Genomic DNA, 13,962 nt, shown 5'->3' with positions numbered 1-13,962 from the left:
TCGCCGGTTTAGAACAGGTCCTGGCGGACCGGATTCAGCGCGAAATGGACCTGTGCGGCCAGTTGCAACTGGCTGATGGCATCACTGGGAACAGTTGCGGGCAGACCTGATTGGCGCGCCCAATTCGCCAGCTGCTTGCGCGATGCCGGACCGAACTGGCCGTCAATGGCGATTCCCGACCCCAGCTGGCGCAGGATGTATTGGGTGCCTGCGGCGACGTCTGTTTCGGCCATGCCGGACAACAGCTCCCGCGCTGCGGCGCTTGCATCGGGGTTATTCAACGCCATCGCCTTGCCCGCCCGCGCGGCGGCGGCATGGGCGGGGATCCGGTCCGGCAGGCTGTTGAGGGCAACCCAGGCACCATTGGCGCCGCCCCAGGCGTCGCCACGCGACAGCCCCATGTCATACCATTCCAGCGCTTCGGCTGCGTCGCTGCCTGGCAGGTCGCCGTTCATGATCATCCGGCCGATTTCAGCCGGCGCATGGGGGTGGCCCAGCTGTGCTGCTTCGGCAAACAGCGCGCGCGCCTGTTCCTTGTCTACTGTCTGGCCCGCGCCGCCATCGCGGTACACATAGCCAAGGTTGGCAGTGCCATAGATATCGCCGCGCCCGGCAGAGGCCTGCAGGTAGGAAAAGCCGCGTTCCGGCTGCGCCAGTTCATCCCCGCTCCACAGAAAGAAAACCCCCAGCTCATTCATTGAATAAGTATGGCCCAGCTCCACTGCCCGGCTGAGCAGGTCAAAGCCGCGCTGCTTTTCTTCCGGCGTGCCGCTTTTGCGCAAAAGCCGCTTGCCGCGGGCGTGCATCGAGAAGGGGTCGCCCGCCTCGATCCCCTTTTCCCACAAAGCAAAGGCCTTGTCCGGGTTATAGGGAATGGGCACAGTTTCGCGGTCGACATTCGGGGTGACATGCAGATAAGCGACCGCGTTGTAGGCGCGGACATGGTTCAGTTCCGCTGCCTTTTCAAAGGCCTCATAGGCTTCGATCAAGCGCCCTTGGCCCTGCAGAGCGCGGCCAAGCTGATAGTGCAGTCGGCCGATTTCCGGCGCGGCCCCGACGGCGTCACGGCAGGCAGCCTCGGCCTCCTTGAGGTTGATTTCATTGGGGTAACGGTACAGGCCAACCCCCTGCAAATCCAGTAAATCACCGGCTTCTAGGTCGCATTGCCGGGCGATCATTTCCAGATTCACGGTCACGTCGCGCACCGCGCCGGCTTGGGCCAGGCGCAGCACCATCCGGTCTTTACGGACCTGACCGCCGTCTTTGCGGGCAGGAAGTTCGGTCAGTTTCGGCGCGTAGCTGAGGCTGAGACCGGTACTGTCCCCGGTTTGCAGCGACGTCACCCCGGAGGAGGGCGATTCAACAATCGACACCGTGGTTCCGGCGCGGACATAGGGGCTGATTTCCGGCGCCAATTCCAGCGCGCGGCCCAAGGGGATTTTCACCGACAGTTCGGCGGGCATCCGGTCAAGGCTGGCCACTTCGGTTTCGGATTCAGCCTTGGCAATGTTCAATGACCGCTCTGCCGGGCGCAGGTAGACCTTCTGCATCAGCGTCGAGCTTTCCCAAGGCACCTGGGTGTTGCCGGTCGCCGCATAGACGTCGCCGCGTATTGCGGAAAGAACGGTCATCGCATCTTCGTCAGGCCGGTCCGGAAAATGCCGCACGACTGAGGCGGTATAGGGGCTGTTGCCGCCAGGCTCGCCATCCAGCGCCGTGGCGCCGGGCGACGTGGAAAATGCCACCAAAGTGTTGAGCGGCGGGCGGAACACGTCGAACCCTTCGCGCGCTTCATAAAGCTGGGCGCCGACCTCGGCGTTGAGCTTGGCGTCTGGCACCGGGTTGTCGCGGCAGGAATCCAGCATCAGGATCTGGCTGCCCGCCTTGCCGCCGAGAATGGCAGAGACACGGTCAAGGGTGACCGACTGAAAGGGCAGATCGTGAATGCCTGTAAGCTCCGCATCGCTGGTCAGCAGGTAATTGCGCCGCCCCAGCTGGATACCGTGGCCTGCATAATAGAAGAACACCTGGCTGCCGTCGCGGATGTTCAGAGCGGCCTGGCGCAGCAGCGCTTCAAACCCGCGCTTGTCCAGGTCATAGCCCTCGTAAACCGTGTAGCCGAAGGAGCTGAGCATTTCTGCCATTGCCTTGGCGTCCTGGCGGGTGTTGGTCAGGTCGGTGACGTGGTCATAATCCTGAATGCCGATCACGATGGCGGTTTCTGAAGCCTTGCCCCGTTCGCTGGTTTCATAGGCCGCCTGGGCAGCCGAGGACAGCAGCAGTGCTGTACCGGTCAAAAGGGCTGCTGCAAGGGAGGGGAATCTAGACAGATGGGGGATCATGGCAGCGCCCGGGATTAACCCCAGCCTCCGCCGCCGCCGGACCCGCCGCCGCCGCCGCCGGAGCCACCACCGCCGGAGCCACCACCGCCGCCAGCTCCGCTGCCCGACCCGGGGTCACTGCCTCGATAGGCGGGTTCAGGCGCTTCTTCTGCCGGGATGACCGGGGCCCTGGTGGCCGCCGCAGGTGCCGGCCGCGCTGACGGTGTGATATAAGTTGCAGGTGCAGACGCCGGGGCTGCCGTTGGAGGCGGGGCAATCGGAGCCACTGGCTCACAGGCTGCTGTCACAGCTGCAAGAGGGAGCGCGGCAAACAGGAAATGTATCCGCATCGGGTACCTTTCTCTATGAAATACTGGTCACAAACAATCCGGGACCAGCTTAGGTGATCTGGTGGCGCAAATCAAAGTTAGCCTGCCGCGCACCGCCGGCAAGGGAGTGAGCCTAACCGTCTGTGCGGATGCTGGTGCTGCCATCCTTGTTGCGCTGCGCGCAGGATGCGTCGCTCAGCGGGGCCAGCTGCGGTCCGGCCACCGCGGCCGGGCTATGGCGGGTGCAGCGTTTCAGCGCGATCTGCTGGTAGCCCTTGGTTGCCATGCAGGATTTCTCCAGACGCTGGCGCAGGGGCTTGTTCACATCCACCGAGTAGATGCCGGCGTCCGCCCAATAACCGGGCCGGTAATAGCAGCTGCCGCCGGAACAGACTGTGCGGCCAGGGTAGAAAACCGGGGGATGCTGGCGGATTTCATTTGCAACGGGCGCCTCCCGCAGTGCCTGTGCCGCACAGCCAAGCTCATCACTTTGCAGGCGGGATACATCCGCCCCCTGCCTGTAGTAAACGGGAACCGGGCCGCAAGCCGCTGTGCCAAGCAGCAGAACCAGGGCCGCCATGATCGACCGATCGTTGCACATACGCAAAGAATGGCTGCAATCAGAGCAAGTTACAATTAAATTGACCGTGAAAGCGGCTTCTGTCATTCACATCGGGCGAAACTCCGCCCGAAATTCCGCCAAGGGACACGCAAATGAAGGTCATTATATGCGGTGCGGGCCAGGTCGGCTGGCAGATCGCCCGCCATCTGTCCGGCGAGCACAATGATGTGACAGTTGTCGACAACAACCCGGACCTGGTGCGGCGGGCGACAGATACATTGGACGTGCAGGGCATTCATGGTTTTGCCTCTTATCCGGATGTGCTGGACCGGGCCGGGGCGCGGGATGCCGACATGATCATCGCGGCCACCCATTCGGACGAGGTCAACATGGTGACCTGCCAGGTGGCGCATTCGGTCTTCAAGGTCCAGCGCAAGATCGCGCGTCTGCGGGCCAAAAGCTATCTGACGGCTATCTATTCCGACCTTTACCAGCGCGAGCATCTGCCGATCGACGTGGTAATCAGCCCCGAGCGGGAGGTGGCGGCAGCGGCAATGCAGCGGCTGTCGGCTCCGGCGGCGTTTGACACCGAGACCTTCATGGGCGGCAAGGCGCAGCTTTTGGGGATTCATATCGACGCCGATTGCCCGGTTGTGAATACGCCGTTGCGGCAGCTGACCGATTTGTTTTCGACGCTGCGCGCGATCGTGGTCGGGGTGCGGCGCGACGGCACTTTGTTTGCGCCGGAACCTGGCGACCAGCTGTTTGTGGGCGACAGCTGCTATGTGTTCAGCCACGCCGATGACGTGCCCCGCACCATCGAAGTGTTCGGCAAGCACGAAAAGCGCCAGGACCGGGTGGTTGTGGTCGGCGGCGGCAACGTCGGCCTGGAAGTGGCCAAGGCGCTGGAGGCCAGCACAACACGGATCCGGGCCAAGATGATCGAACGCGACCGCGCCTGTGCCGAGCGGGCGGCGGAAACCCTGGAGCGCACCATCGTGCTGAACGGCGACGGGCTGGACCGGGCGCTGATGATCGAAGCGGGCATCGAAAAGGCGGACGCGATGCTGGCGGTAACTGATGACGACAAGACCAACATGCTGGCCGCTGTGCGTGCCAAGGCCGAGGGCTGCCCGCTGGCGATTGCGCTGATCAACGACCCGACGCTGGTGCCGCTGCTGCCGCATCTGGGTATCGATGCCTATATCAACCCGCGCTCCACCACCGTCAGTTCAATCCTGCGCCATATCCGCTATGGCCGGGTGCGCCAGGTCTACTCATTGGGCGATGCCGAGGCAGAGATGATCGAAGCCGAGGTGCTGTCGACCTCGCCGATTGCCGGTCAGATGATCCGGGAAACGGATTTCCCCGAAGGCGTGCTGGTCGGCGGGGTGCTGAAAAACGGCGAGATGCTGCGACCCTCGGGACAGATGCGGATCGAGGAGGGCGATGTGATTGCACTCTTTGCGGTGGCGGCCGATGTGCCCGAGGTCGAGCGCCTGCTGCAGGTTTCGATCGACTATTTCTAAGATGCGCCGCCCTGTCAAAGCTCCCATTGGCGTGCTGCGCCTGCCTCTGTTTCTGCTGATCTGGGGCATTGCCTCGCTGGCGATGTGGCTGCCGGCCGTTCATGCGCTGGTGCTGGACGACCATCATACTTCGCGCAGTTTTTTCTATGCCGGTATTGCCGGGCTTATTCTGGTGGTGCTGATCGGCCTGTCGATGGGCAACCGGGTCCCGCGCTACGGGATGCCTGGGCAATTGCTTTCGCTGCTGGCAACCTTCACCGTGCTGCCGTTGTTTCTGGCGGTGCCGGTTCAGGATGCGCTGGTCAGCACCAGGTTTTTGAACGCCTATTTCGATATGGTCAGCGCCATCACCACCACCGGCGCCGACGTTTGGGGCGACCCGGGGCGGCTGCCGCCCAGCGTGCATCTGTGGCGGGCGCTTGTCGGCTGGCTTGGCGGGCTTTTGATGTGGGTGGCCGCGTCAGCGGTGCTGGCGCCAATGTCATTGGGCGGGTTTGAAGTCACGGCCAAAGGGGAACCCGGCGGCGGCATGGCCGGTCCATTGCATATGGAACGGGCAGACCCCCGCCGTCAGCTGGTACTGGTCACCCGCACCTTGGCGCCGGTTTATGCCGGTTTGACGCTTGTACTGTGGCTTTTGCTGATGATCACCGGCGAGCAGGCACTGGCCGGTCTCAGCCATGCGATGTCTGTCATGGCGACCTCGGGGATATCTGCGACTGGTGGCGTCGAGAACGCCGCCAGCGGTCTGGCGGGCGAAATGGTGATGTTCCTGTTCATGCTGTTCGCGTTGTCGCGGCTGACCTTTTCCAGTGACACAGTCACCGCAGGGGAGGGGCGGCTGGACAAAGACCCTGAGTTCCGAACCGGGCTGTTGATCGTCTTTGGAGTGCCGCTGCTGCTGTTCCTGCGCCACTGGGTGGCCGCCTACGAAGTGGACGCCGGTCAAGATCTGCTGCAAGCCTTGCGGGCGCTATGGGGCACCGTGTTTACGGTGCTGTCGTTCCTGTCGACAACCGGTTTTGAAAGCGCTCATTGGGAAGCCGCCCAGGCCTGGTCGGGGCTGGAAACGCCGGGGATGATCCTTCTGGGGCTGGCGGTGTTCGGCGGCGGCGTCGCCACCACTGCGGGCGGGGTCAAACTGCTGCGGGTCTATGCGCTTTACCTCAACGGGCTGCGCGAAATGGAGCGTCTGGTGCATCCCAGCTCGGTGAGCGGTGAAGGCAACCGCACGAAACGGCTGCAAAAGAACGGGGCGTTTGTGGCTTGGGTGTTTTTCATGCTTTTTGCCCTGTCGCTGGCCGTGGTCAGCACTGCACTGGCCGCGGTTGGCTCGGATTTTGAGCAATCGCTGGTGCTTGCGGTTGCCGCGCTGTCGACCACCGGCCCGCTGGCCGAAGCGGCCGGCAGCACGCCGATTGTTCTGAACCTGCTGACAGCGCCGGCCAAGCTGATCTTGTGCATTGCGATGGTGCTGGGGCGGCTGGAGACGCTGGCGTTCATCGCGCTGTTGTCGCCCAACCTCTGGCGCAGCTGATCGCTGTTCAGGGGGAATGGTGTTTTTCGGGTGGAAACTTGCAATTTCTCCGTTCATAGTGAACTTAATGTGCGCGCTGGTCCGCGGCGCGCGGCAAGAACAAAGGCGAGATAATAAAAATGGCTTCGGACAGACAGAATCTTCAGGATGCCTTCCTGAATCACGTTCGCAAAACCAAGGTTCCGGTTACAATCTTTCTGATCAACGGGGTCAAACTGCAGGGTGTGATCACCTGGTTCGACAATTTCTGCGTGCTGCTGCGCCGCGACGGACAGTCGCAGCTGGTCTACAAACACGCGATTTCGACTATCATGCCTGCCCAGCCGATCAGTCTCTATGAGGGTGAAGACTCCAATTGATGGAGCATGAAAGGACGCGCACCCGTGCCTGGGTGCTGCATCCGGAAATCAAATCCGACAGCGGGCGCCGCGAGGCGGCTCCTGCGCTTGAGGAGGCCATTGCGCTGGCAGCGGCCTTGCCCGATCTTGATGTGATCGGTTCCAATGTGGTGCGCCTGCCCAAGGCGCACGCGGGGATGCTGTTCGGCTCTGGCAAGATCGAAGAGCTGGCAGGAATCCTGAAGGCGAATGAGGTGGAACTGGTCCTGATTGACGGGTCGGTGTCGCCGGTGCAGCAGCGCAATCTGGAGAAAGCCTGGAAGGTCAAGATCCTCGACCGGACCGGGTTGATCCTCGAGATATTCTCGGACCGTGCGGCCACCCGAGAAGGTGTATTGCAGGTCGAAATGGCGGCGCTCAGCTATCAGCGGACCCGGCTGGTGCGGGCCTGGACCCACCTGGAGCGCCAGCGCGGCGGATTGGGATTTGTCGGCGGACCCGGCGAAACCCAGATCGAGGCCGACCGCCGTGCCATCGACGACCAGTTGGTGCGCCTGCGGCGGCAGCTCGATAAAGTGGTGAAGACCCGGACGCTGCACCGTGCCTCGCGGGCCAAGGTGCCCTATCCGATTGTGGCTTTGGTGGGCTATACCAACGCTGGAAAATCGACGCTCTTCAACCGTCTGACCGGGGCCGAAGTGATGGCCAAGGACATGCTCTTTGCCACGCTTGATCCGACCATGCGACGGGTGCAGATCCCGGACGGACCCGAAGTGATCCTGTCCGATACAGTGGGGTTTATCTCGGACCTGCCGACCGAACTGGTGGCTGCCTTCCGTGCGACGCTGGAGGAGGTTCTGGCTGCGGATGTGATTCTGCATGTGCGCGACATCAGCCATGATGAAAGCAAGCAGCAGGCTGCGGATGTAGAGGCAATCCTGGCCTCATTGGGGGTGGATGAGAACCGCGCCCGGATCGAGGTCTGGAACAAGCTGGACCAGTTGCCCGCAGAAGACGCCGAAGCCCGCCGCCAGCGTGCGGAACGTGAGGATGGCATCCACGCAATCTCGGCCCTGACGGGTGAGGGGCTGGATGGCTTGCTGGCCGATATCGCAGAGCAGCTTCAGGGCGTGCGGCACGAGGAGTTGTTGAATCTCACCTTTGCCGAGGGCAAGCAGCGGGCCTGGTTGTTCAGGGAGGATCTGGTTCAGAGCGAAGAACAGACCGAAACCGGTTTTGACATCACCGTGCTGTGGACCGACCGGCAAAAGGCCAAATTCGAAAGACTGTGAACCATTGGGTCATGCGAGAACGGAAAAGGGCGCCGCAGCGCCCTTTTTTATTGCCTTGGAGTGATCCGGGTGATGCCGACGGCTGCGGCGCGGGCCAGATCCTCGTCCAGCGACATCGGGATGTATTCGCCGCGGCGCCACAGCTGGGCCATGTCATCATAGTATCGCGACAGGGGATGGCCGGACTGGCCGGTTGAAACGATAAAGACGGAACTGTCGGGGTCGGCGAAATCATAGACCCCGCGGTAGCCGGCGGAATGGGTGTTCTGAAAAGGATCGGGGTCCCTGCCTGAACTTTTACCGCGCTGCAGGGTGTTGCCGCTGCCGCTGGTGGACTGGCGGATGTTCACGAAATAGCGCAGCATCGGGACCTCGCCTAGAACCGGGTGGTCCTGTGCAGCCTGATGGGCATCGCCCCAGCGCAGCGATTCCAGCGCGTCACCATAGCGTTCCTCGATCCAGGTCAGTGCATCATCCAGTGCCAGCCGGGCCATTTCGGTGCAGTTTTCCTGCGGTGCGCTATGGCGCACATTGCACCAAACGGCAGCGCCCTCAACGTCGCGGTAGACCCGTTCAATAAACAACGGCTCAACATGGCGAAAGGATTTAGCCACCGGTCCCAGCTCGTCGGTAATCAGACGGGTCTGCAGCGCCCGCAGCCAGGCGGCATATATCAGCGGTTCCGGCAGATGCTCGTTCATCTCGCCGTTCCATTCCGACAGCAGGGTCAGGGCAATCTGGCGCTGGCGCTCGCGGGTGCCGGAGGGCGCGGCCTCGCCGGTGAACCACAGGTCGGCTCCGACCAGCGGCAAAAGTGTGCGGGCGGTGTAGGAAACAGTGTCCAGCTGCGCCTCGATGAAACTGTCGCGGGTATGCACCTCGCGGTTCTGCATCAGCTTTTGCCAACGGTGAATGCGCTGGGTGTCGCCCCAGTCAAAGGAGACATGGTTCGGGAAAGGCCGGTCCAGGATCTTGTTGTTGGTATTGCCCAGAATACCGCCTGCGGGGCTGATGAATTCCGGGTTATCCGCATAAGGCGCGCGGCCCTGCCAGCGGTTCTCCGGGCGCCAGCCCTGGCTTGGCATCCGGCCTTTGCTTTGGTGCGCGGCGTCTCGCACCGGAAAGGCGCCGACGGTCTTCAGCGCAATTGTATCCTGATCCGCCAGTGTCAGGTTTTGCGAAGGGGCGACAAAGCCTTCTCCGGCTATGATTGCGTCCTGCACTGTGGTGCTGCGCATCAAGCCGATGGCGGCGCTCATCGAGGTATCCTTGGGGCTGAGCACAGTCCAGCTGAGCGACACCACATGGCCGGGCGGGGTGATCTCGGCCAGTTTGAACATCGAACCGGGAAGCACCGGCCCGTTGTCGGTCCAGCGCAGGGTCAGGGTGACCGGGGCCTTGTCCTTGATCTTGATGATCGAGGGGCGGGAGATGAACTTCTTGTAGCCGTCAACGCCGAGATATTCCTGGGGGTTTTCCGGGTTCAACCGCTCAATGAAAAGATCCTGGTCGTCGAGGTAAGAGGAGGTAACACCCCAGCCCAAAGCGTCCGACCGCCCGGTGATCACAGCCGGTATTCCGGGGATGGTGCCGCCAATCACTCCGCCGCTGCCCAGCTCCAGCCGGGCCAGATACCAGACCCCGGGAGCGGTTAGTTGCAGATGCGGGTCATTGGCCAGCAATGTGCCGCCCGCCGCTGAACGGCCAGGGGCAGCCGCCCAGGCATTCGAGGCCCCTGCCAGTCCGCGCGGCGCCACCGGGAACAACAGTTTGCCTTCCTCAGCAGGTGCGGCCAAGGCGGACTGCCGGACGCCGGGAACCAGAGCGGCATATTCCGGCAGTGCGGTCAGTCCCTTGCCGGGCGCATCCGGCAGGATGTCCTTGATCCGGGCGGTGTCATTCAGCGCCAGCGAGGTGCGGGCACGCAGGATCTCCTCCTTCATATGGCCGGAGAGCTGCAGCGCCATCAGCTTCATGACCGCGATACTGTCGGCAGGCTGCCAGGGAGCCACCGGCATGTTGAACAGGAACATTTCCGGTGCACCGCGGCCAAGCGCGTCTTCGTTGATTTCCAAAAGGCGGGCGTTGACCCCGGCGGCATATGCGCTCAGCGCGGCCATTGCTTCGGGGGATTGCACCGCCACAGATTGCTGCGCCAGGCGGTAGATATCCAGGCGGCGCAAGTAGGTATCGGTTTCCAGCGTGCGGGTGCCGAAGATTTCCGACAGGCGGCCCTGGGCGGTGCGCCGCATCACCGTCATCTGCCACAGGCGGTCCTGCGCATGGGCATAGCCAAGGCCAAAGTATACATCCTCGTCGCTGGCACCGAAACTGCCGAAAATATGCGGCACATTGGCGTTGTCGCGGACAATCTCGACGGGCGAGGAGAGGCCGGGCAGGGCAAGCTCCTTGTTATAATCTGGCAGCGATTGCGAAGCGAGGTAGTAGACCAGTGCTATGGCCAGAACGCTTAGTAGAATCAGCCCCGCAGCAAGTCGCAGAAGCCAGCGGAAAAGATGTCCCATCAGCGTTTGTTTTCCCTTAGTTTTGTTGTGTCCAGCCACATGCCAGATTGCGCCCGGCGGCGGCGGTGTTAGGGTTGGCGCCAACATAAGCGAAGACAGATCAAGGGAAAAGCAGATGGCAAAAATCGCGTTTCTGGGGCTCGGCGTCATGGGCTATCCGATGGCCGGGCACCTGCAGGCCGCGGGCCATGAGGTTACCGTCTACAACCGCACCGAAGCCAAGGCCAAGGCTTGGGCCGCCGAGCATGGCGGCAAGTTCGGCGCCACACCGCGGGCGGCTGCGGTCGGGGCGGAATTTGTAATGGCCTGCGTTGGAAATGACGATGATCTGCGCTCGGTCTGCCTGGGGCCGGATGGCGCCTTTGCCGGAATGGGCGAAGAGGCGGTGTTTGTTGATCACACGACGGTGTCGGAAACCGTGACCCGGGAACTGCATGGCGCCGCAAAGGAGAAAGGCGTGTTTTTTGTTGATGCACCGATTTCCGGTGGTCAGGCTGGGGCGGAGAACGGCGGGCTGTCAGTGATGTGCGGCGGGGACGAGGCCGCTTACGCCCGGGTTGAGCCGGTGATTGATGCCTACTCCAAAATCTGCCGCCGGATCGGCGGCAGCGGTGCGGGGCAGCTGACTAAGATGTGCAATCAGATTGCCATTGCCGGGCTGGTCCAGGGATTGAGCGAGGCGCTGCATTTTGCCGAGAAGGCCGGATTGGACGGCCGCGCGGTGGTCGAGGTGATCAGCCAGGGCGCGGCGGGAAGCTGGCAGATGGCCAACCGCTATGAAACCATGCTGGACGATCATTTCGAGCACGGCTTTGCAGTGGATTGGATGCGCAAGGATCTGGGCATCTGCCTGGACGCCGCTGATGCGACCGGTGCCAGCCTGCCGGTGACGGCCCTGGTGGATCAGTTTTACAAGGACGTGCAGAAGATGGGCGGCGGGCGCTGGGACACCTCATCGCTGTTCAAGCGGTTGCGCAAGCTGGACTGAGAAACAAACAAAATGGCCTTTCCTGAAGGAAAGGCCATGCCTCCGGCGGGAGTGTATCCGGTCAGAAAGAAGCGAAGGCCGTGCGCCCCCGCCTTTCGGGCCGGTCAGGGGATGATGCGGGTGTATTTGGTGCCTTCCAGCGTCGCGCCGACGCGCAGGCCGGCCTGGCCGAAGACCACTGCCAGAACTGGGGAGGTCAGGGTGTTTGTGTCGGCAGTCAGCGCATTGCCTTCATCTTTGATCACGTATTCCACATCTGCCCCTGCCGCCCAGCCGGTTGAGCGGCGGAAGGAGGCCAGCGCGTCCTGTGTCATGAAAAACAGCACATGGGCGTATTGCTGGGCGCCGATCTGCAGGCCGGCGTTGCCCTTGACGGTGGAGTAGTAATCCACCGTCACACCGTTGATCAGCAGCGCGCCACGGCCATAGGCGCCGCCAAAGACAAAGCCTGCCTCGGTGACCAGCGGCATCACAAGCATGCCTGTAGCCTTCTCGGCCAGGGTGCGGGTGTTGGGATACTGGCTGTACATCTGGTTCAGTGTTGCATCGACGCGGGCGTCGATCTTGGCGCCGTTGCTGTTGCCAACACCGTTGCCGCAGGCGGCGGTGACGCCGGCGCCGGCCAGGGCCGTCAGGGCAAAACCGCGGCGGGTCATGCGGGAAGAGGAAAAACTGCTCATTTTTCAGATGCCTGTAATGATTTGCTCCAAGGCCGGTATGCTCCGGCTCTGATCAAATGTATACGCGGAAAACCGCTGCCTGTCATCCGCTGCAAAGCGGATGGCGGCGGCTTCCCGCTGAACTGATCGCCTGCCGCGGCAATCGGCAGTGTCAGCCGTTCAGCAGCCGGGCCGCAGCGGGTGCGAAATAGGTCAGCATGCCGTTGCAGCCCGCCCGTTTGAAAGCCATCAGGTTTTCCATCATCACCTTTTCGCCGTCGATCCAGCCGTTTTGCGCCGCGGCCTGGATCATCGCGTATTCGCCGGAGACCTGATAGGCATAGGTCGGCACGCCAAAGGCGGATTTCACCCGGTGGCAAATGTCCAGATAGGCGATGCCGGGCTTTACCATGACCATGTCGGCGCCCTCCATCAGGTCGCGCTCAACCAGCCGCAGCGCCTCGTCGCTGTTGGCCGGATCCATCTGATAGGTTTTCTTGTCGCCCTTCAGCGCACCGGCTGCGCCGACTGCATCACGGAACGGCCCATAGTAGCCAGAGGCGTATTTGGCCGAGTAGGAGAGGATCGCCACATTTTGGTGGCCTGCCTTTTCCAGAGCGCCGCGCATTGCCCCGATACGCCCGTCCATCATATCAGAGGGGCCGATGATATCGGCACCGGCATCCGCTTGGGCGAGGGCCATCTTGACCAGCGCCTCGACGGTGGCGTCATTGACGATTTCGCCGTCCACCACATAGCCGTCGTGGCCGTTGGTGTTATAGGGGTCCAGCGCCACGTCGGTCATCACCGCGATATCCGGCGCGGCATCCTTAATCGCGCGGATCGCGCGATTGGTCAGGTTATCCGGATTCCAAGCTTCGGCGCAGTCCTCGGTCTTGAGCGAGGCATCGGTATAAGGAAACAGGCAGATTGCCGAAATCCCCAGCGCTTGCGCCTCAACTGCGGCTTCGGCAATCTTGTCCACCGATCGGCGCACCACGCCGGGCATCGCAGCGATCGGTTCCTCGATACCTTCGCCGTCGCGGACAAACACCGGCCAGATGAATTCAGCGGGGGTCAGAGTGTTTTCCCGGACCAGGTCACGGATGGCTTGGCTGGCACGGGTGCGGCGCAGGCGGGCGGCGGGAAAAGGCGCGACGGTAGGCTTCATGGCGGTCTCTCGTTTTGGCTTGCCCATGGGTGGCATGGAAGCGCCCCCGGGAACAAGAGGCACAATCGCCGCGCCGGAAAACTTGTGCAGCAGGCAGGGCTTGCCTGCGCGCGCTTCCCGGTTGATATAGGGCCGGTTGACAAATTCCAGCCCGAAGACCTGCGGGCAGAACAGGGGGGCTGGCGTGGATCTGCTTCATATTATCTATGAGATGATTGAGCTGCGGTCATTCTCCAACCTGTGGTACTGGATTGCACTGGCGGTGCTGTGGTCGACTGCCAGCCATTGGATCCTTGGGGTTCCCTATGACATGGTCCAGCGGGCGCAGCGCAACGGCGGCCAGGCGGAGCGCGATCTGGAGGATGTCGTTCGGGTCTATGTGACCCGTCTGCTGTACATTGCCGAGGTTTCAGGTCCATGGATTGTGGCGCTGTCCTGTTTCGTGATGTCGGGTCTGGCTGTGCTGGGTTTTGTATTCCTGCTGGAGATCGCCCAAGCGGTTTTCCTGCTGGTATTCCCTATGGCCGTGGTCGGGCTGATCAGCTTATTGACCGCGCGCCGGATCTCGCAGGAAGGTACCAAAGGCGAGGCTCTGCGCAAGCGATTGGCGTTCTGCCGGCTTTATGTGCAGCTCGTGGGCGTCATCTCCATAGTGGTCACCGCGTTTTGGGGCATGTATCAAAACCTGACCATCGGGGCATTCTAACTGGC

The 13,962-nt window shown here is 62.3% G+C and carries 11 protein-coding genes; 6 read left to right on the top strand and 5 right to left on the bottom strand.

The annotated features are described in order from the left end of the window. Window positions 1-8 precede the first annotated feature (8 nt). Both AC0KW6_RS02430 and AC0KW6_RS02425 read right to left on the bottom strand, forming a co-directional pair. Complete coding sequence (locus AC0KW6_RS02430) at window positions 9-2,297, bottom strand: caspase family protein (protein ID WP_323775635.1); 2,289 nt, start codon at window positions 2,295-2,297, stop codon at window positions 9-11. 486 nt (window positions 2,298-2,783) lie between these two features. Continuing rightward, on the bottom strand, window positions 2,784-3,251 hold the full coding sequence (locus tag AC0KW6_RS02425) for a hypothetical protein (protein WP_323775634.1): 468 nt from the start codon (window positions 3,249-3,251) through the stop codon (window positions 2,784-2,786). 113 nt (window positions 3,252-3,364) lie between these two features. On the opposite strand from AC0KW6_RS02425, the gene trkA reads away from it, so the two are divergent. From trkA to hflX, 4 genes are all read left to right on the top strand, one after another. Then, on the top strand, window positions 3,365-4,741 hold the full coding sequence (trkA, locus tag AC0KW6_RS02420) for a Trk system potassium transporter TrkA (protein WP_323775633.1): 1,377 nt from the start codon (window positions 3,365-3,367) through the stop codon (window positions 4,739-4,741). Between the two features lies 1 nt (window position 4,742). Continuing rightward, a complete protein-coding gene (locus AC0KW6_RS02415) occupies window positions 4,743-6,278 on the top strand; it encodes a TrkH family potassium uptake protein (protein ID WP_323775632.1) in 1,536 nt (511 codons plus the stop codon). A gap of 119 nt (window positions 6,279-6,397) precedes the next feature. Beyond that, a complete protein-coding gene (hfq, locus tag AC0KW6_RS02410; RefSeq protein ID WP_005611588.1) occupies window positions 6,398-6,637 on the top strand; it encodes an RNA chaperone Hfq in 240 nt (79 codons plus the stop codon). After that, window positions 6,637-7,908, top strand: coding sequence for a GTPase HflX (gene hflX, locus AC0KW6_RS02405; RefSeq protein WP_474033980.1), 1,272 nt, complete (start codon window positions 6,637-6,639; stop codon window positions 7,906-7,908). Before hfq ends, hflX begins: the two co-directional genes overlap by 1 nt. 47 nt (window positions 7,909-7,955) lie before the next feature. Here hflX and AC0KW6_RS02400 read toward each other — a convergent pair whose 3' ends face one another. Next, window positions 7,956-10,433 (bottom strand): penicillin acylase family protein, encoded by a 2,478-nt coding sequence (locus AC0KW6_RS02400; RefSeq protein WP_474033979.1) that lies wholly within the window; start codon window positions 10,431-10,433, stop codon window positions 7,956-7,958. Between the two features lie 115 nt (window positions 10,434-10,548). Here AC0KW6_RS02400 and AC0KW6_RS02395 point away from each other — a divergent pair, with 115 nt between their 5' ends. Beyond that, window positions 10,549-11,421, top strand: a complete 873-nt coding sequence (locus AC0KW6_RS02395; protein WP_474033978.1) for an NAD(P)-dependent oxidoreductase — start codon at window positions 10,549-10,551, stop codon at window positions 11,419-11,421. A gap of 104 nt (window positions 11,422-11,525) precedes the next feature. On the opposite strand, the gene AC0KW6_RS02390 is transcribed toward AC0KW6_RS02395, so the two are convergent. Together AC0KW6_RS02390 and hemB are read right to left on the bottom strand one after the other, a co-directional pair. After that, a complete protein-coding gene (locus AC0KW6_RS02390; RefSeq protein ID WP_323775628.1) occupies window positions 11,526-12,101 on the bottom strand; it encodes a lipid-binding SYLF domain-containing protein in 576 nt (191 codons plus the stop codon). A 151-nt stretch (window positions 12,102-12,252) separates the two neighbouring features. Next, a complete protein-coding gene (gene hemB, locus AC0KW6_RS02385; RefSeq protein WP_474033977.1) occupies window positions 12,253-13,251 on the bottom strand; it encodes a porphobilinogen synthase in 999 nt (332 codons plus the stop codon). Window positions 13,252-13,435: 184 nt separating this feature from the next. Here hemB and AC0KW6_RS02380 point away from each other — a divergent pair, with 184 nt between their 5' ends. Continuing rightward, the gene (locus tag AC0KW6_RS02380) at window positions 13,436-13,957 is read left to right on the top strand and encodes a component of SufBCD complex (RefSeq protein ID WP_474033976.1); all 522 of its coding nucleotides are present in this window, start codon (window positions 13,436-13,438) and stop codon (window positions 13,955-13,957) included. Window positions 13,958-13,962 lie beyond the last annotated feature (5 nt).

Source organism: Leisingera sp. SA215 (assembly GCF_055902035.1).
This window is presented reverse-complemented; position numbering and strand designations above follow the sequence as displayed.